We start from the raw sequence: 17312 nt of genomic DNA, 5'->3' as shown, positions 1-17312 counted from the left end.
TCTCAGAACAGGAAATAGCGCTGCGCCAGCGGCAGTTCCTTGGCGGGTTCGCAGACCAGCAATTCGCCATTGGCCACCACGGCATAGGTCTCCGGATCGATCTGGATGTCGGGCGTGGCGTCGTTGTGGATCATGCTCTTCTTCGAGATGCCGCCGCGCGTGTTCTCGACCGCGACCATCTCCTTGTCGGTGCCCAATCGCTGCTTCAGGCCGTTGGCGATCGCAGCCTGCGAGACGAAGACCAGCGAGGTCGAGGTCACGGCCTTGCCGAAGGCGCCGAACATCGGGCGGTAATGCACCGGCTGCGGCGTCGGGATCGAGGCGTTGGGGTCGCCCATCGGGGCTGCCGCGATCATGCCGCCCTTGATGATCAGGTCCGGCTTGGCCCCGAAGAAGGCCGGCGACCAGATCACGAGATCGGCGAGCTTGCCCACGGCGATGGAGCCGACATGGCGCGAGATGCCATGCGAGATCGCCGGGTTGATGGTGTATTTCGCGACATAGCGCTTGGCGCGGAAATTATCCGCCCCCGTACCGGCATCCTCCGGCAGCGGGCCGCGCTGCACCTTCATCTTATGGGCGGTCTGCCAGGTCCGGGTGATGACCTCGCCGACGCGGCCCATGGCCTGGCTGTCAGACGACATCATCGATAGCGCACCGAGATCGTGCAGGATGTCCTCGGCGGCGATCGTCTCCTTGCGGATGCGGCTCTCGGCGAAGGCGAGATCCTCCGGGATCGAGGGCGAGAGGTGGTGGCAGACCATGAGCATGTCGAGATGCTCGTCCAGCGTATTGACCGTGAAGGGCCGCGTCGGGTTGGTCGAGGAGGGCAGCACATTGGGCAGCCCCGCCACCTTCATGATGTCGGGCGCATGGCCGCCGCCCGCCCCTTCCGTATGGAAGGCGTGGATGGTGCGGCCTTTGAAGGCCTTGATCGTGTCCTCGACGAAGCCCGACTCGTTCAACGTGTCGGTGTGGATCATCACCTGGACGTCGTAATCGTCAGCGACCGAGAGGCAGTTGTCGATCGCGGCCGGCGTCGTACCCCAATCCTCATGGAGCTTGAGAGCGCAGGCGCCGGCCTCGACCATCTCGATCAGCGCGCCGGGCAGCGCCGCATTGCCCTTGCCGGCGAAGGCGAGGTTCATCGGGAAGGCGTCCGCCGCCTTGATCATCTGGCCGAGATGCCAGGGGCCGGGCGTGCAGGTCGTCGCCAGCGTGCCATGCGCCGGGCCGGTGCCGCCGCCGAGCATGGTGGTCAGCCCGCTCATCAACGCGTCCTCGATCTGCTGCGGGCAGATGTAATGGATATGGCTGTCGAAGCCGCCGGCCGTGATGATCTTGCCTTCGCCCGCAATCACCTCGGTGCCGGGGCCGACGATGATGGTCTCGTCGGGAGCGAAATTGCCGAAGCCGCTCTGGATGTCGGGATTGCCGGCCTTGCCGATGGCGCAGATGCGGCCCGCTTTGATGCCGATATCGGCCTTGACGATGCCCCAGTGGTCGAGGATCAGCGCGTTGGTGATGACGGTATCGACCGCACCGTCGGCATTGCGGACCTGGCTCTGGCCCATGCCGTCGCGGATGACCTTGCCGCCGCCGAACTTCACCTCCTCGCCATAGGTGGTGAAATCGCTCTCGACCTTGATGACGAGCTCGGTATCGCCGAGGCGCACCGTATCGCCGGTGGTGGGGCCGAACATCGCGGCATAGGCGTTGCGCGGGAAGGGAAAGGGCATGGCTGGGCTCCGGCTAGAGCATTTTCGAGCGAAGTGGATACCGGTTCGCGTGAAGAAAATGCGTTAAAACAAAGGCCTAGAGCAATTGAACGATCCAATCGGATCGAAAATCGCTCTAGGTCAAAATCGTAAAACCGGCCTCCGACGGAGCGCCGCGATCGAATGTCATCGTCTCCATGCATCCGGCGTGCCGGTTCAGCACGCCGATCAGCGCGTCATTGAAGCCACTCCCATTCGCTTTCGCGACATCGAGCGCGAGCCCGACTCGCTCATGGGCTTCGAGCGTCAGATTTTCGCCGCCCAGGAGCGACCGCACAATCTCGTGGATCTCGTCGCGAGGCGCCTTGAATTTGCGCGCCAAGGTCCAGGTCACCTCGGCCAGAACGACCAGATTGATGTAGCCGCGTTTCTGCGGCGACAGCCGGGACAAGACGTTGCGTGCAAGGGGAGAGTGGATCGGATCATCGTTCATCAAGGCGCGCAGGAGAACGTTGGAATCCAATCCGATCATGCAGCCCGTCCGCGCTTCTTGGGAGGCAGGGTCGCTTCATCTTCGGCTACGACCTGGTCTGCGATCGCATCATCGTCGTCCGCATAGGCCGGATCGGCCGTGAGATGCGACAACATCCCGAAAAGCGCTTCGATGGGAAGGTTAAGCGCCCTCAGGAAAACGCGCCCATCAGGCGACAGCGCGAACTCGACGCGATCTCCCGGCTTCAAATTCAAGGCCCGGCGGATCTCGACCGGAACCGTCATCTGCCCCTTGGCGGTGATTGTCGATGCGAGCACAGGCATATCTTGTCTCCCACACCCCCCCCCAAATTCCTTACTTATCATGAAAAGTAAGGAATAACCAGTGTTTCAGGTATTCTCCGTCCTGGTCGCCCCAGCGTCCGGCGCGTCGACAAGAGCCGGCTTCGGCTTCGGTCTCTTCTTCGCCTTCCTGACCACCACCTTCGGCCGTTTCGGCTTGATCGCCTGCTGGTCCTGCAGCAATTCGAGCTGGACCTGCTGGATCTCGGCCAGGCGCTGCCATTGCCGCGTGATCAGGTGGTCCATCTTCTCGTGGAGATGGCGGATTTCGAGCTCGGCCTTGAGGTTGACCTGATAGTCGTTCGATGAGCGCAGGCGATCTTTCTCCTCCTGCCGCTTCTGGCTCATCATGATGATCGGCGCCTGGATCGCGGCAATGCAGGACAGCAGGAGATTGAGCAGGATGAAGGGATAGGGATCGAAGGCCTTGCCCTCGCCGATGATCGCATTGATCGCCATCCAGACGACCAGGACCATGCCGAAGCTGATCAGGAAGGACCAGGAGCCACCGAACTTGGCGAGACCGTCGGAGAGGCGCTCGCCCAGCGTGCGATGCTCTTCGAAATCATCCTCGATGTTCTCGGCGATGGTCTCCTGCCGCGCGATGCTCTCGGCGACCTCGCGGTCGAGATCGGAATATTCGCCGTGCTCCTCGCGCAGGATCTCCTCGACATAGCGCGTGCGATAGCGCGCCAGCTCCTTGACGCTGATCAGGCTGTGGTCTTCGAGCTCGGGAAAATCGCGCCTGATATGCTCGGCCAGCGTCGGCCGCAGGCTGTCGAGGACGACGAGGTTCTTGCGCGCCATCTCGACGCCGGTGAGCGCGCAGACGCCCTTTTTCTTGCTGAGCTGCGCCACCGCCTCGGCAGGCGGCAGCTCGGCCTCGTTCAGGATATCACTCATTACCAACCGGCCCGTTCAAAGCTTGCCCATCACATCCTGGCGGAAGCCATAGACCTCGCGCTTGCCGGCGAGCGCCACCAATCTCACCTCGCGGGTCTGGCCGGGCTCGAAGCGCACCGCCGTGCCGGCCGGGATGTCGAGCCGGAAACCGCGCGCCTTGTCGCGCTCGAAGCGCAGCGCCGGGTTGGCCTCGTAGAAATGATAATGCGAGCCGATCTGGATCGGCCTGTCGCCGCTATTGGCGACGGTCAGCGTCAGGCTCTCGCGGCCCTCATTCATGATCAGATCGCCCGGCAGCGTCGTGACCTCGCCGGGCTTGAGCCTGCCGGCCGAGCCGCGGATCGGCTCATGCACGGTGACGAGCTTGGTGCCGTCGGGAAAGGTCGCCTCGACCTGGACGTCGTGGATCAATTCAGCGATGCCGTCCATGACCTGGTCGGCCGTGATGACATGGGCGCCGGCCTCCATCAGATCGGCGACCGATCTGCCGTCGCGCGCACCTTCGACGACGTAGTCGGTGATGAGCGCGACGGCTTCGGGATAGTTCAGCTTGACGCCGCGCTCGAGCCTTCGCCGCGCCACCATGGCAGCCATGGCGACGAGCAGCTTGTCCTTTTCGCGCGGCGTCAGATTCATGCCTTCACCTTTTTGTCTTCATCCTCGGAGGTTTCGTCTTCGGCGACCTCCTCCTCGTCTTCGTCGCCGTCTTCCTCGGACTCGTCGTCCTCGTCCTCATCGCCGTCAAGCTCGGCATATTCATAGGCGAAGACGATCTCGCCGGTGGCGGGGTCGAAGCTGCTGGAAGTCGATTCGTCGAAGGCTTCGATCAGCATCTCCGCATCATCGGGGCCATCGACATCGAAGCGGCGCACCGCCTCCTCGCCCTCGCCGCTCAAGGCAAGCTCGACCGCCCACCCGCGCGCGCCGGTGTCATAGATGCATTTCAGACCATGGATCGCCAGCATGATGCTCTCCTCAAATTGACCAGGTGCGCGGCAGCGCACGACCGGTCAAATGCCCGAGCAGCGTGACGAGGACGCGACGGAGCGCCTGTGCATCCGGAGAGAGCAGACGGATCACCAGCAGATCGGAGACAATGCCGGCGCCCGCTTCGACATCGGGAAGGGCATCCGCGAGCAGCCCACGCACATCGTCGAGCCCTGCGAGATGCTCAGGCCCCACTGCGACCAGCGTGGCGGAGGCGCGCGCGCCAGCCGCGATCGCAGGGCGCGCAAGGCTCGCCGCCACAGCCCCTTCGAGCCGCAGATCATCGGCGAAGATCAGCTTGCCCTCACGCCGGATGCGCCAGCGATCACGCAACGAACCGCTCAGCATCGCCTCGCCCATGGCGCTGCGGCCGAAGAAGACCGATTCACAGGCGACCAGCCTTGCATCCGCCGCGAGATCGATCGTCAGCTTGCGTGCGAGCCGCGCGCCCGAGAACAGGATGCTTTCCTGCGGCAGCCAGGCCAGGCTCGCGCCCGCCTTGAGCGTGAGCGCCGTCTCGATGCGGGTCTCAGTGCCCTGGCTGCGATAGATCTTCTCGGCGGCCTGGCTGGTGATGACCGCGTCGCTGCCGGCCTCCAGCACTGCTGCGATCCGCATCGCATCGCCGCCGGCCATGCCGCCGCCGGTGTTGATCAGCACGGCCTCGCAGCTCGCGTCGAAGGTCGTGGGAAAGCGGGCGCGGTAGCCGCCCGATTCCGCCAGCTCGAGACGATGCGTCCGCGCTCCGACCCGGCCGAAGCGCAATCGCACGCCTCCGTCTGCCCGCACATAGGCCGGCAGGAGCGGGTCACTGGCTGCCGGCACGGGCGGCGCGAACATGGCAAACCTTGAAACGAGCGAACGCCGCCAATCTTCCGCGCGGCTCTTGTCCGGGCAAGGGCTTGCGCGATCTCGCCTGCCTAAATTTCAGGCAGAACTTCACCGCGAACCGCCGCCAGTCAGGGTCGTTGCGCCAGCCGTCGCTGCAGGAAATCCGCCGCGCTCTGATGTGCGGCCCTGGCCTGGCTGGTTCCCGGGCGGAGAAAGAAATCATGCCCGGCGCCGTCATAGACGTCGAGGCTTGCCGTTCCGCCCAGCCCCCGCGCCATCCGCTCCAGATCTCGCCCCAGGGACAGCGGGAAAACCCGATCGGCGGCGCCCCAGATCAGGCGCAAGGGCGGAAGCGCGCGAACCTGCCGGGAGTAGCCCTCGGGAAATCCACCATCGACCAGGACCAGGGCCGCGATGTCGGCATTGCCGACGGCGCTTGCGGCCGCCACATTCGCGCCCAGCGATATGCCGAGCAGGCCGATTGCCCCGGCATGGCGAGGCCGGGCTTTCAGGAAGGCGGCAGCGGCGCGCGCGGAGCCGATCCAATCCGGAAGACGCTGCGCGTAGTATCGCTTCCGCGCCGCAGCGCCATCAGCTCCGGCGATTGCCCGCACATCCTCCCGCGACAGGACATGCAGAAGGAAAACGTCGAGCCCGGCCGCATTGAACGCCTGCGCCATCTCGCCATAGGCGGGCGAGCCGAAGCCCTTGCTGCCGCTCAGGATGACGATAGCGGGGCGCGGCTCCGGCCCTTGGCGTTCATAGGCTTCCATCGCCACGGACCCGGTCGGGGTGGGCACGTCGATCTCTCGGCGGGAGACCTCCGTCGCCGAGGCCGTGGCCATTACGAGCCAGAACCACGCGAAGGCAGCCAGCGCTTTCAAAAACTGTCTGGAAACTCCAGCTCTCATCCTGAGGAGCCGCGAAGCGGCGTCTCGAAGGACGCTCCAGGAGACTCCCGTGCAAGCTGGAATATCCTTCGAGACGCACTCTTGCAGAGCGTTCGTCAGGATGTGGGACGATGGGGACAAACGATCTCTCCGAGCCTGATGATTTTGGCCGGCCCCACTCCGTCATTGCGAGCGAAGCGAAGCAATCCAGAGGTTTGCGTGAGCCCTCCTGGATTGCTTCGTCGCTCACGCTCCTCGCAATGACGGCTCTGGCTGGATGGAAAAGACTCTTGAACGCGAACTGACCCGGTCGCTTTCTCAGCCGGCCTGCGCCAGAAAGCGCTCGACCTCCTCGCGCCGGGGTGCGCCGGCGCGGCCGCCGAAGCGCGTGCATTTGATCGCGGCGGTCGCTGAGGCGAAACGGATCGCCGCGCGCTCGCCTTGCCCCTCCGCCAGCGCCAGCGCGAAGGCGCCGTGCCAGACATCGCCTGCGCCCAGCGTATCGACCGCCGCGACGGCAAAGGCGGGGATATGCGCGGTCTCGCCATTCTCGACGAAGAGCACGCCGTCCTTGCCGAGCGTCACCGCAAGCCAGGTGGTAGCGTCGCGGGCGATCTTTGCGAGGCCGAGGCGCGGGTCGTCCTCCTCCGACAACTCCTGCAGCGCCTGCGCGCTGAAGGCGACGTGGCTCGCGGTCGCGACGAGATCGGGATGGGGCGGCTTGCGGTCGGCGTCGAGCACACCGGGGAGGCCGGCCTTGCGTGCCAGGGTCAGGACGGCGAGCGCGCCCTCGCCCCAGCGCGTATCGGCCAGCACCGCGCCCGCCCCCTCGGGCAGGCTCCCGGGCAGCCAATCCGTCGTCATCGGCATGGCGGGATCGGAATAGGAGATCACCATGCGCTCGCCTTCGGCATCGACCAGGATGGCGGAGACCGGCGAGCGCAGGCCGGGCGCGCGGAGGGAGAAGCCGGTGTCGACGCCCTCGCCTCTGAGTTCAGCGACGATCTGGTCCCCGGTCAGGTCGTCGGCGAGCCGCGTCGCCAGCCAAGAACGGCCGCCGAGCCGCGCGATCGCGACCGAGGCGTTGCCGGCGCAGCCGCCGCCGACCACGGCGAGGTCGCGCGAGCGATATTTTTCGCCGCGCGTCGGCATGGTCTCGACGCTGTAGACATAATCGAGCGTGGCGATGCCGAGGGAGAAGACGCCGGGGCGAGCAGGTTCAGGAGCCAAAGCGCTGACCTTCGATATCGGTGTGGACGAAGTCGTCGCCCTTATAGGCGAGCCGCGCGCCAGCGGCGCGGGCGGAAGCATAGGCGAAGCAATCGCCCATGTTGAGGCGCGCGCGATGGCCGGTGGAATGATGATAGAGGGCGGCACAACGATGCGCGATCCGACCAACCTCCGCGTCGATCGCGGCAACGCGGATATTCGCGTCCTCCAAGAAGGCCTGAACCACGCGATACCCATCGTCGATGCTGAGGCGCTTCACTGCGGCGAGGCGTGTCGACGCCTCGAACATTGCAAGCGGCGACGTCACCAACTCGTTCTCATTCAATAGGGCCTCTCTGATCGCGACGGCCTCCGCCTCTTCGAGCAGATTGGCTACGATGACCGACGCATCCAGGAACATCAGGCGTCGCCGTATTCGCGGTCGAAGAATTCCTTGTGCGTCAGGCCGTCATCGACCGTCGGATAGGCCGCCAGCATCTCCTGCGCCTTGCGAGTCGCCTCCTCGATTTGCCGGCGCCGCTCCTCGCGGCGCTTCAGCTCGCGCTCCACGGCCATGCCGATCGCGGCCTGCAAGCTGATCCCGTCACGCTCCGCGAGCTCGCGGACCATGCGGTCGATCTTCGGATCCCGGACGAGAATACCCATGCCAGCCTCCATGATATCACCGGATGATATCATGGAGGCTATCGCAACCCAAATGCCGGACCGCCCTCACCAAGCCCCGGTGTTCGGCATGCTCGTCCAGGGCTCGGCCGGCGGCTTGGGATCGCCCTTCTGCAGGATCTCGATCGAGATGTTGTCGGGCGAGCGGATGAAGGCCATGTTGCCGTCGCGCGGCGGCCGGTTGATGGTGACGCCGGCCTTCATGAGCTTGTCGCAGGTGGCGTAGATATCGTCGACCTCATAAGCGAGGTGACCGAAATTGCGGCCGCCGGTATAGACCTCCGGATCCCAGTTATAAGTGAGTTCCAGCGTCGGGCGGCCGCGGCTGCCCTGCTCCCTGACGGTCTCGACCTCGTCGGGCGCGGCCAGGAAGACCAGCGTGAAGCGACCTTTTTCGTTCTCGATGCGGCGGGTCTCGACCAGCCCGAATTTGGTCACGTAGAAATCGAGCGCTGCGTCGAGATCGGTGACGCGGACCATGGTGTGGAGAAAGCGCATCGTGGACTGCCTCTTGTTTCGATCATGGCGGGTTTTCAATTATGGGCGGGTTGATCTCGATCCCGGATCGGGCCAAACCCTGCGCATTCCTAGAGCATGACACCAAAGAGTGGGAACCGGTTTTCGGACCAAGCCCTGTTTTGGCCCCAAATCCTGCTCTGACCATTGATGACAGCCCGATACGGGATTTGCCATGACGAGAACGGACGACGCAGAGGTGCGGCCGGCGCCGACCGCGCTGCAGATCAGCGCGATCAAGCGCCGCGCGGCGATGCTGTCCGTGATGGCCACCATCCTGCTCACAGCCGCGAAGGTCGTGGCGGCGATGATCTCGGGCTCGCTGGCCCTGCTGACCGACGCCCTCCAGGGCCTGGTCGATATCGGCTCGACCCTGTTCACCTGGTTTGCCGTCCATGCCGCCGACAAGCCGGCGGATGAGGAGCACCATTACGGCCATGGCAAGCTCGAGGCGCTGGCCGCCCTGGTCGAGACCGCGATCCTGTTCACGCTCGCCGGCGCGATCCTCTGGGAGGCGGGTTCGCGGCTGTGGCTCGGCATCGCCGAATATGTCGCCGTCACGCCCGTGGTCATCGGCGTGATGCTGCTCTCGATGACGGTCGATGCTTTGCGCTGGCGCTCGCTCAGCCGCGTCGCCAAGGAGACCGGCAGCGAGGCGCTGGCCGGCGAGGCGACGCATTTCTCGACGGATTTCGTTGGCTCCGCGCTGGTGCTCGCCGGCCTGATCGGCGTCTGGGCCGGCGCGCCGCGCGCCGACACGATCGCCACCTTCGCGATCGCCGCCTTCACCGCCTTTTCCGCCTTCAGGCTCGCCCGGCGAACCATCAACACCTTGATGGATGCCGCGCCGGAAGGCGTCAGCGAGCGCTTGAACAAGATCGCGGCCGCCGTGCCGGGCATCGTGGCGATCGACTGGATCAGGGTCCGCCCGGCCGGCGGGCGAACCTATGGCGAGATCGGCATCCGCGTCTCGCGCACCTTGCCGCTCGACCGGGTCGTGGCGATCAAGCAGGCGCTGCTCGACGCCGTCGAGAAGGAAGAGCCCGGCGCCGAGATCACCATCGCCGCCAACCCGATCCAGGTCGATGACGAGACCGCGCTGGAGAAGGTGCTGTTGATCGCGCTCAAGCTCAAGATCCCGGTGCATCACGTCACCGTCCACACCATTGGCGGGCGGCTCTCGGTGAGCCTCGACATGGAGGTCGACGCCAAATTGCCGCTGGGCGAAGCGCATGACATCGCGACCCGGCTGGAAGCGGCGATCCGGGAGGAATTCGGCGGCGAGACAGAGGTCGAGACCCATATCGAACCGATGGAGACCGGCGCGCCGGCCGGTCACAACGCCGCCTGGGAGACGGTCGAGGACATCGGCAAGGCCCTGGCGGGCGAAGCCTCGAAGCTCGGCGGGCCGATCCACGACATTCACAGCGTCCGCGTGCGCCAGACCAAGAACGGGCTGGTGGTGAACTACCACTGCCGCGTCGACCCCGCGCTCAATGTCGCGGCCGTCCATGCCGCCGTCGATGCGATCGAGCGCGCGGTTCGGATCGCCCGCCCGCAGGTCTGCCGGCTCGTCAGCCATGCGGAACCGGCGCGCATGGCGACGACGCCCGATCCGCTGCCCGGATTGTGACCGCCGTTCACAGCTGATGCATTCCTGGTCCACGTCCCGGTGAGAGGTTGCGGCCGCCAAACGCTGTCGCTTCCGAACAGCGAGGCATGACGAGGGACATCACTGATGAAGCCAGCCATTCTCGCGACCGCCGTCGCATTCGCCCTGCTCGCCGGTCAGGCCCTGCTTACCGGCCAGACCTGGCTTACCGGCCAAGCCGCCATGGCCCAGAGCGCCGATGACGCCAAATGGGTCGGGCAATGCCTGATCGACAATGCCGGCGGCGCGGCCGAGCCGATCGTGCGCAAATACTGCGTCTGCATGAACAACAAGATGAGCGACAACGAGACCCGCTCGATCACGCAATGGGAGAAGAGCAACCCGGCGGCGCGCGCTGCCTGCGACAAGGAAGCCGGCTGGCGTTGAGCTTTTAAGGCTTTGACGGGGCATTGACCCCGCGCCTACCGCATCAGACCGATCATCGTATTCGGTCTGATGCGGTAGGGTTTTGATCCTGCATCGGCTCGCCCGAAAACCGGTTCCCACGGGGCCAATGCTCCAGGGGCCGTTTGGATTGATCCGTGGAAGGATAGGATCGATCCGGCAGTTGACTCGGTCGGTCGACCGATATTACGTTCAAGCCATATCGGTCGTTCGACCGAACGAAGGCGCAACCTCGCGGTCTTCGGCAGCTCCACAGCAAGGAGGCATCGCCATGGGTGGCATCGCTTCAGTTCTGTACGGTGTGCTGGCCTATCTGCTGTTCCTGGGCACGTTCCTTTACGCCATCGCCTTCGTCGGCAACCTGCCGGTGCCCAAGACGATCGACAGCGGCGCAGCCGGGCCGCTCGCTCCGGCGTTGCTGATCAACTTGGTCTTGCTGGGGCTCTTCGCCATTCAGCACAGCGTCATGGCTCGGCCCGGGTTCAAGCGCTGGTGGACGCGTTTCGTGCCGCAGTCGGTGGAGCGGACGACCTATGTGCTGCTCGCGAGCCTGGCGCTGGTGCTGCTCTATTGGCAGTGGCGGCCGATGCCTGAACTGGTCTGGTCGGTGACCGGTCCTGTCGGCGCCGGAGCCTTGCAGGCCATTTTCTGGGTCGGCTGGGCCGTCGTGCTGATCAGCACCTTCCTGATCAATCATTTCGAGCTATTCGGCCTGCGCCAGGTCCATGCCCGACTACGCGGCCGAACATTGCCTGAGCCGGTGTTCAAGACGCCGTTTTTCTACAGGAAGGTCCGGCATCCGATCTATCTCGGCTTCCTGCTGGCCTTCTGGGCAACGCCCGCCATGACGGCCGGGCATCTGCTGTTTGCGGTAGCGACCACCGGCTACATCCTGATCGGGATCTATCTCGAGGAACGCGATCTGATCGGGTTGTTCGGCGATCAATATCGCCGCTATCGCGAGCAGGTATGGATGCTCATTCCGCTTCCCAGGCGTAAGGCCGCCGCAGATGGCTCCCCTGAAACGCCGCCCGCAGGGTTGAAGCGCCCATAGCGGCGGCGGATGTTCCTTGGCGCTTCTCGGAATGAGGTGCCGGCGGGAGTTGGAAGGATTGGCATGGCGGGCGCGTTGTCGAAGAAACCGGAGACCAGCATCACGCTGCTCGAGGCGGCCAAGCAGGTGCTGCGCCAGAATGGCTATGCCGGATTGTCGACCCGCGAGGTGGCCGCAGCCGCAGGTGTGCCGCTGAGCCAGATTCACTATCACTTCGGCTCCAAGCAGGGTCTCGTGCTCGCGCTCTTCGAATATCTGAACGCACAGTTGCTCAGTCGCCAGAACGCCATGTTCGGCGACGCGACGCTCACGCTATCGGAGCGATGGGACCGCGCCTGCCAATATCTCGACGACGATATCGGCTCGGGCTATGTGCGCGTTCTGCAGGAGCTCATCGCCGCCAGTTGGCATGACCAAGCCGTCGCCGAGGTCATTCGCGCCGGGATCATGGGCTGGGTGGATCTCATCGTGGATGCCGTGCGCAGGAGCGAGCCTGAAATAGGCAGCCTGGGCCGGTTCTCGCCCGAGGAGGTCGGCGCCCTCGTCGCCAACGCTTTCATCGGGGCGGAGAGCCTTTATCTCCTCGGCCTGGAAAAGCAGGGTTCGCCCGTGCGCCAATCCTTGCGGCGCGTGGGTGATCTCATTCGCATGGCGGAAGGAGCTTCGCCGAAGAGGTGACATCATGCGCGCAAAGCTGCCCGGCGAGGAGGGCTTCGTCGATCGCGACGGCGTGAAGCTGCACTACGAGATCTATGGCGACGGCCCGGAGACGATTGTTTTCCTGCCGCCTTGGAGCATCGTGCACTCCCGCGTCTACAAGGCGCAGCTGCCCTATTTCAGCGAGCGTTTCCGCTGCATAGCCTATGACGGCCGAGGCAACGGCAAATCCGACCGGCCCGCCACTGTCGCTGCGTACGCGCTGGACAATTACCTCGCCGACGCGCTTGCCGTCATGGATGCGGCCGAAGCCGGTGAGGCCATCCTCGTGGGTCTTTCCTTTGGCGGCATGCTGGCCTGCGCGCTCGCCGCGCATCACTCCGAACGGGTGAAAGCGGCGATTCTGGGCGGGACATCGGCGAGCATAGGCCCCGGATATCCTTACGCGACACCGCAGCATTTTCTCGCCCGGCATGAACGGTTCGAGGGATGGAACAAGTACAACCGCGCGTACTGGCTTAGAAACTATCCCGACTTCGCAGATTATTTCGTCCGCAGCATCTTCTCGGATCCTCACTCGACCAAGCAGATCGAGGATGCAATCGGCTGGGCCAGCGGCACCACGGGTTCCGTTCTGGCCAAGACCGTGGAAGCGCGCTCACTTCCGCCAGCCTTCGATGTCAGCGAGGCGATGTATCGCAGCATTCGCTGCCCGATGCTGATGATCCACGGCGAAGACGATCTGATTCAGCCTTATGCGCGCGCGCAAGCGGTGGCGGAGGCGACCGGCGCCGAGCTCGTCGCGATTCCAGGCGGCGGCCATAATCCGTTCGGGCGCTATCCGGCAAAGTGCAACACATTGATCGCCGATTTTCTCGACCGAAAGCTCGGCATTCCCGCCCGGGAAGGCGCTGTCCGGCGGAGCGCGAAGACAAAGAAGGCGCTCTATCTGTCCTCGCCTATCGGTCTTGGACATGGTCGCCGCGACATCGCCATTGCCTGCGAGCTGCGCAAACTGCACCCGGAACTGCGGGTCGACTGGCTGGCGCAGGACCCGGTGACGCGGCTGCTGGAGGCGCATTGCGAGCTCATCCATCCGCTCAGTCCTCGGCTCGTCAGCGAGACGCGGCACATCGAACTGGAGTCGGGCGAGCACGAGCTCAATGCCTTCCAGACCATCCGCCGGATGGATGAGGTGCTGATCGCCAATTTCATGATCTTCCAGGATGCCGTCGATGGGGGCGGCTACGATCTCGTGATCGCCGATGAGGCCTGGGACATCGACCATTATTGGCACGAGCATCCGGAGCTGAAGAGGGCCAAGCTCGCCTGGCTCACCGATTTCGTCGGCTACGTGCCCATGCCATCGGGAGGCGATCACGAAGCCTTTCTGACCGCCGACTACAATGCCGAGATGATCGGCCACATTGGACGCCACCCGGGTGTTCGGGATCGTGCCATCTTCGTCGGCAATCCCGAGGATATTGCGCCGTTGTCCTTCGGCCGGGACCTGCCGGCGATGCGCGATTGGGTGCCCAAGCACTTCGATTTCTCCGGCTACGTCATCGGCGCGCACCCCGAGAGCTTTGGCGGACGGGCCGAGTTGCGCGAGAGGCTCGGCTACAATCGCGGCGAGCGCGTATGCATCGTGACGGTCGGCGGCTCGGGGATCGGCGGGCATCTGATCAGGCGCATCCTGCAAAGCCATGCGCTGGCCAGCGCGCGGCTCCCGGGGCTGCGCATGATCGTCGTCGCCGGTCCGCGCATCGACCCTGCCTCGCTCAAGGCGCCAGCCGGCGTCGAAGTGCATGCCTTCGTGCCGAACCTCGACCGTCATCTTGCGGCCTGCGATCTCGCACTGGTGCAGGGCGGGCTGACCACCTGCATGGAGCTGACGGCGGCGGGCACGCCGTTTCTCTATTTCCCGCTCCGCAATCATTTCGAGCAGAATTTCCACGTCGCCCACCGCCTCGACCGTTATGGTGCGGGGCAGCGTATGGACTACGCCACTGCGACGCCGGACATGATCGCGCAGGCCATGGTCGCGGCGCTGCACGCACCGCCGCAATTCAGGCCGGTCGAGGCAGACGGCGCCCAACGGGCGGCGCGGATGCTTGCCGATCTCCTCTGACCCGAAGCCGGGCCATGGCGAAGCCAATGGGAGAGACCATGGGCCCGGCCCCGAGAACGCTCCAGCCCTGCGGCGCGCGCGGACTTTCGAGCGGAGGAGGCTCGGGCTACACACAAGGCTTGAGAGTCGCTTCTGTCAGGTCAGTCCATGCGCGCCGAAGACACCCCCTTGATCCGCCTCGAGGACTATCGCCCGTCCGACTGGTTGATCGATACGGTCGATCTCGACATCAGCCTCGCCCCGCAGCAGACCCGCGTGCGCGCCCTGCTCGGCCTGCGGCCCAACCCGGCCGGCCAGCCGGGCGCCCCCTTGATCCTCGACGGCGACGAGCTGGTGCTGAGCGAGATCAAGCTGGACGGCGCCACGCTCGATGCGAGCGCCTTCACTGCGGGCCCGCAATCGCTGACCGTTCATGCGCCGCCCCGGCGCGGCTTCACCCTGACGATCGAGACCGTGCTCGACCCCTCCGCCAACACCAAGCTGATGGGCCTCTACCGCTCGTCCAAGGTCTATTGCACGCAATGCGAGGCGGACGGCTTCCGCCGCATCACCTATTTCCTCGACCGGCCCGATGTGATGTCGGTCTATACGGTCAGGCTGGAGGCGGCGAAGGCCGAAGCGCCGGTGCTGCTCTCCAACGGCAACCGCGTCGCGACGGGCGAAGTGTCCGGCAGTGACCGGCATTTCGCCGTCTGGCACGATCCCCACCCCAAGCCCGCCTATCTCTTCGCGCTGGTTGGCGGTGCGCTCGACCATGTTCGCGAGGACTACGTCACCGCCGACGGCCAGCAGGTCGAGCTTGCGGTCTATGTCGAGCCCGGCAAGGCCGGGCGCGCCGGCTGGGCGCTGGATTCGCTGGTGCGCTGCATGCGCTGGGACGAGCGTGTCTTCGGCCGCAATTACGATCTCGATGTGTTCAACGTCGTCGCCGTGTCGGATTTCAACATGGGTGCGATGGAGAACAAGGGCCTCAACATCTTCAACGACAAATATGTGCTGGCCGACCCGCAGACCGCCACCGATGGCGACTATGCCTCGATCGAGGCGATCATCGCGCATGAGTATTTCCACAACTGGACCGGCAACCGCATCACCTGCCGCGACTGGTTCCAGCTCTGCCTGAAGGAGGGCCTCACCGTCTTCCGCGACCAGGAGTTCTCCGCCGACGAGCGCTCGCGCCCGGTGAAGCGCATCGCTGATGTGCGCACGCTGCGCGCGACGCAGTTCTCCGAGGATGCAGGCCCCCTCGCCCACCCGGTCAGGCCGCGCGCCTACAAGGAAATCAACAACTTCTACACGCCGACGGTCTATGAGAAGGGCGCGGAGGTGATCCGCATGCTCAAGGTCCTGATCGGCGCGGACGCCTTCAAGCGCGGCATGGACCTCTATTTTGAGCGCTGCGACGGCACGGCGGCGACGATCGAGGAGTTCCTCGCCTGCTTCGCCGAGAGCTCGGGCAAGGACCTTTCCCATTTCGCCCGCTGGTACGAGCAGGCCGGCACGCCCACCATCGTCGCCTCGGGCCGCTATGACGCGCGGGCGAAGCGCTACACGCTCGACCTCGCCCAGACGACCCCGCCGACGCCGGGCCAGACGACGAAGCAGCCGGTGGTGCTGCCGGTCGCGCTCGGTCTCGTCGGCCGGGATGGCGACCTGCCCCTGACGACCGGATCGAGCGCCTATGCCGACGACGGTTTGATCGTGCTCGACCGGCCCTCGCTTTCGGTGGTCTTCAGCGATGTCGCGGAAGCGCCGATCCCCTCGCTGCTGCGTGGTTTCTCGGCGCCGGTGCGGCTCGAGCTCGATCTCTCCGACGCCGATTTGCTGCGCCTGTTTTCGGCCGACAGCGATTCCTTCAACCGCTGGCAGGCGCTGCAGAGCGTGGCGACGCGGGCCCTGGTCGCTGCCGGGCGCCCCGGCACCGACGGCGCCGTCCTCTTGGCGAAGGCGGCCGAGATCGCCGGCGCGCTCGACCGCTTCCTGCGCGAACAGGGGCTTGCCGACCCAGCCTTCGCCGCCCAGGTGCTGCGCCTGCCGGCCCCGGCCGACATCGCCCGCGAGATCGGCGGCGATGTCGATCCCGATGCGATCTATGGCGCCCATCGCAGCCTGTCGGGTGCGATCGGACAGGCGCTGGAAGCGACGCTGGTCGGTCTGCGCGACACGCTCGCCAAGAAGGCCGCCTACGCTCCCGATGCGGCCTCCGCCGGCCGCCGCGCCCTACGCAACGAGGCGCTCGGGCTGATCGCCATCGCCGCTCCCGAGGCGGGAGCCCGGCTGGTTGAGCAGCAGTTTTCGAGCGCCGACAACCTGACCGACCGGCTGGCCGCGCTCGCGGCCATGACGCTGATCCCCGGCGATGCGCGCGAGCACTTGATCGGGCGCTTCGCCGAGATCTATGCCAGCGAACCGCTGGTGCTCGACAAATGGCTGATGGCGCAGGCGCTGATCGCCGAACCGGGTACGCTCGACCGCGTCAAGCGATTGATGCAGAACAAGGCCTTCTCGCTCGGCAATCCCAACCGCGTGCGCGCCCTGATCGGCGGCTTCGCGGCGAACCTGACCCAGTTCAACCGGGCCGACGGCGCAGGCTACGAATTCGTCGCCGACATGGTCATCGCGCTCGACCGGACCAACCCCCAGGTCGCCTCGCGCCTGCTCGGCTCGTTCAAGAGCTGGAAGATGCTCGAACCCGTCCGCAAGGATCTCGCTCAGGCGTCTCTGGCGCTGGTCGCGCGGACGCCTGGATTGTCGCGGGACGTCGCCGATATCGCCGAGCGCGCGCTCGCCTGAACGGCATCGAGGAGCGGCCCAGACGGGCACTGAGGGGCCGCTTGCCCGA

The 17312-nt window shown here is 65.4% G+C and carries 18 protein-coding genes; 6 read left to right on the top strand and 12 right to left on the bottom strand.

The annotated features are described in order from the left end of the window. Positions 1-2: 2 nt before the first annotated feature. The 12 genes from ureC to BHK69_RS12950 form a co-directional block, all read right to left on the bottom strand. Positions 3-1739, bottom strand: coding sequence for an urease subunit alpha (gene ureC / locus BHK69_RS13005; protein WP_069690474.1), 1737 nt, complete (start codon positions 1737-1739; stop codon positions 3-5). 115 nt (positions 1740-1854) lie between these two features. Beyond that, on the bottom strand, positions 1855-2211 hold the full coding sequence (locus BHK69_RS13000; RefSeq protein ID WP_158516197.1) for a type II toxin-antitoxin system VapC family toxin: 357 nt from the start codon (positions 2209-2211) through the stop codon (positions 1855-1857). Between the two features lie 35 nt (positions 2212-2246). Further along, complete coding sequence (locus tag BHK69_RS12995) at positions 2247-2534, bottom strand: AbrB/MazE/SpoVT family DNA-binding domain-containing protein (RefSeq protein ID WP_069690472.1); 288 nt, start codon at positions 2532-2534, stop codon at positions 2247-2249. A 66-nt stretch (positions 2535-2600) separates the two neighbouring features. Next, on the bottom strand, positions 2601-3455 hold the full coding sequence (locus BHK69_RS12990; protein ID WP_069690471.1) for a DUF1003 domain-containing protein: 855 nt from the start codon (positions 3453-3455) through the stop codon (positions 2601-2603). A 15-nt stretch (positions 3456-3470) separates the two neighbouring features. Further along, positions 3471-4091 carry an urease subunit gamma gene (locus tag BHK69_RS12985; RefSeq protein WP_083269318.1) on the bottom strand — a complete coding sequence of 207 codons (621 nt, stop codon included), beginning with the start codon at positions 4089-4091 and terminating at the stop codon, positions 3471-3473. Continuing rightward, on the bottom strand, positions 4088-4420 hold the full coding sequence (locus BHK69_RS12980) for a hypothetical protein (RefSeq protein ID WP_069690470.1): 333 nt from the start codon (positions 4418-4420) through the stop codon (positions 4088-4090). The genes BHK69_RS12985 and BHK69_RS12980 overlap by 4 nt, the downstream gene beginning before the upstream one ends. Positions 4421-4430: 10 nt before the next feature. Further along, entirely contained in the window at positions 4431-5282 is an 852-nt protein-coding gene (locus BHK69_RS12975; RefSeq protein WP_083269316.1) for an urease accessory protein UreD, read from the bottom strand. 119 nt (positions 5283-5401) lie between these two features. Continuing rightward, positions 5402-6073 (bottom strand): dienelactone hydrolase family protein, encoded by a 672-nt coding sequence (locus tag BHK69_RS12970; RefSeq protein WP_158516196.1) that lies wholly within the window; start codon positions 6071-6073, stop codon positions 5402-5404. A gap of 408 nt (positions 6074-6481) precedes the next feature. Beyond that, a complete protein-coding gene (locus tag BHK69_RS12965; RefSeq protein ID WP_158516195.1) occupies positions 6482-7393 on the bottom strand; it encodes a PfkB family carbohydrate kinase in 912 nt (303 codons plus the stop codon). Beyond that, a complete protein-coding gene (locus BHK69_RS12960; protein WP_069690468.1) occupies positions 7383-7793 on the bottom strand; it encodes a type II toxin-antitoxin system VapC family toxin in 411 nt (136 codons plus the stop codon). Before BHK69_RS12960 ends, BHK69_RS12965 begins: the two co-directional genes overlap by 11 nt. Next, positions 7793-8038: a type II toxin-antitoxin system VapB family antitoxin gene (locus BHK69_RS12955; protein WP_069690467.1), complete on the bottom strand. Its 246-nt coding sequence runs from the start codon at positions 8036-8038 to the stop codon at positions 7793-7795. The genes BHK69_RS12960 and BHK69_RS12955 overlap by 1 nt, the downstream gene beginning before the upstream one ends. Positions 8039-8104: 66 nt before the next feature. Beyond that, entirely contained in the window at positions 8105-8554 is a 450-nt protein-coding gene (locus BHK69_RS12950; protein ID WP_069690466.1) for a VOC family protein, read from the bottom strand. A 193-nt stretch (positions 8555-8747) separates the two neighbouring features. Here BHK69_RS12950 and BHK69_RS12945 point away from each other — a divergent pair, with 193 nt between their 5' ends. The 6 genes from BHK69_RS12945 (at position 8748) to pepN (ending at position 17263) form a co-directional block, all read left to right on the top strand. Next, complete coding sequence (locus BHK69_RS12945) at positions 8748-10205, top strand: cation-efflux pump (protein WP_069690465.1); 1458 nt, start codon at positions 8748-8750, stop codon at positions 10203-10205. A 105-nt stretch (positions 10206-10310) separates the two neighbouring features. Then, a complete protein-coding gene (locus tag BHK69_RS12940; protein WP_069690464.1) occupies positions 10311-10610 on the top strand; it encodes a hypothetical protein in 300 nt (99 codons plus the stop codon). A 289-nt stretch (positions 10611-10899) separates the two neighbouring features. Continuing rightward, a complete protein-coding gene (gene mddA / locus BHK69_RS12935; RefSeq protein ID WP_069690463.1) occupies positions 10900-11682 on the top strand; it encodes a methanethiol S-methyltransferase in 783 nt (260 codons plus the stop codon). Between the two features lie 63 nt (positions 11683-11745). Then, positions 11746-12360, top strand: coding sequence for a TetR/AcrR family transcriptional regulator (locus BHK69_RS12930; protein WP_083269313.1), 615 nt, complete (start codon positions 11746-11748; stop codon positions 12358-12360). A gap of 4 nt (positions 12361-12364) precedes the next feature. Then, positions 12365-14470, top strand: a complete 2106-nt coding sequence (locus BHK69_RS12925; protein ID WP_069690462.1) for an alpha/beta hydrolase — start codon at positions 12365-12367, stop codon at positions 14468-14470. Positions 14471-14617: 147 nt separating this feature from the next. Beyond that, on the top strand, positions 14618-17263 hold the full coding sequence (gene pepN, locus BHK69_RS12920; RefSeq protein WP_069690461.1) for an aminopeptidase N: 2646 nt from the start codon (positions 14618-14620) through the stop codon (positions 17261-17263). The last annotated feature ends 49 nt before the right edge of the window (positions 17264-17312 follow it).

The sequence above is a fragment of the Bosea vaviloviae genome, assembly GCF_001741865.1.
In the GTDB taxonomy this organism is placed as follows: Bacteria; Pseudomonadota; Alphaproteobacteria; order Rhizobiales; family Beijerinckiaceae; genus Allobosea; species Allobosea vaviloviae.
Note: the sequence above shows the minus strand (reverse complement) of the source record. Positions and strands in the feature narration are given on the sequence as shown.

Excerpts from the sequence above, each read along its gene's own strand:
- ureC (WP_069690474.1), bottom strand. The coding sequence starts at position 1,739 with ATGCCCTTTCCCTTCCCGCGCAACGCCTATGCCGCGATGTTCGGCCCC.
- BHK69_RS13000 (WP_158516197.1), bottom strand. The coding sequence starts at position 2,211 with ATGAACGATGATCCGATCCACTCTCCCCTTGCACGCAACGTCTTGTCC.
- BHK69_RS12995 (WP_069690472.1), bottom strand. The coding sequence starts at position 2,534 with ATGCCTGTGCTCGCATCGACAATCACCGCCAAGGGGCAGATGACGGTT.
- BHK69_RS12990 (WP_069690471.1), bottom strand. The coding sequence starts at position 3,455 with ATGAGTGATATCCTGAACGAGGCCGAGCTGCCGCCTGCCGAGGCGGTG.
- BHK69_RS12985 (WP_083269318.1), bottom strand. The coding sequence starts at position 4,091 with ATGAATCTGACGCCGCGCGAAAAGGACAAGCTGCTCGTCGCCATGGCT.
- BHK69_RS12980 (WP_069690470.1), bottom strand. The coding sequence starts at position 4,420 with ATGCTGGCGATCCATGGTCTGAAATGCATCTATGACACCGGCGCGCGC.
- BHK69_RS12975 (WP_083269316.1), bottom strand. The coding sequence starts at position 5,282 with ATGTTCGCGCCGCCCGTGCCGGCAGCCAGTGACCCGCTCCTGCCGGCC.
- BHK69_RS12960 (WP_069690468.1), bottom strand. The coding sequence starts at position 7,793 with ATGTTCCTGGATGCGTCGGTCATCGTAGCCAATCTGCTCGAAGAGGCG.
- BHK69_RS12955 (WP_069690467.1), bottom strand. The coding sequence starts at position 8,038 with ATGGGTATTCTCGTCCGGGATCCGAAGATCGACCGCATGGTCCGCGAG.
- BHK69_RS12950 (WP_069690466.1), bottom strand. The coding sequence starts at position 8,554 with ATGCGCTTTCTCCACACCATGGTCCGCGTCACCGATCTCGACGCAGCG.
- BHK69_RS12945 (WP_069690465.1), top strand. The coding sequence starts at position 8,748 with ATGACGAGAACGGACGACGCAGAGGTGCGGCCGGCGCCGACCGCGCTG.
- BHK69_RS12940 (WP_069690464.1), top strand. The coding sequence starts at position 10,311 with ATGAAGCCAGCCATTCTCGCGACCGCCGTCGCATTCGCCCTGCTCGCC.
- mddA (WP_069690463.1), top strand. The coding sequence starts at position 10,900 with ATGGGTGGCATCGCTTCAGTTCTGTACGGTGTGCTGGCCTATCTGCTG.
- BHK69_RS12930 (WP_083269313.1), top strand. The coding sequence starts at position 11,746 with ATGGCGGGCGCGTTGTCGAAGAAACCGGAGACCAGCATCACGCTGCTC.
- BHK69_RS12925 (WP_069690462.1), top strand. The coding sequence starts at position 12,365 with ATGCGCGCAAAGCTGCCCGGCGAGGAGGGCTTCGTCGATCGCGACGGC.
- pepN (WP_069690461.1), top strand. The coding sequence starts at position 14,618 with ATGCGCGCCGAAGACACCCCCTTGATCCGCCTCGAGGACTATCGCCCG.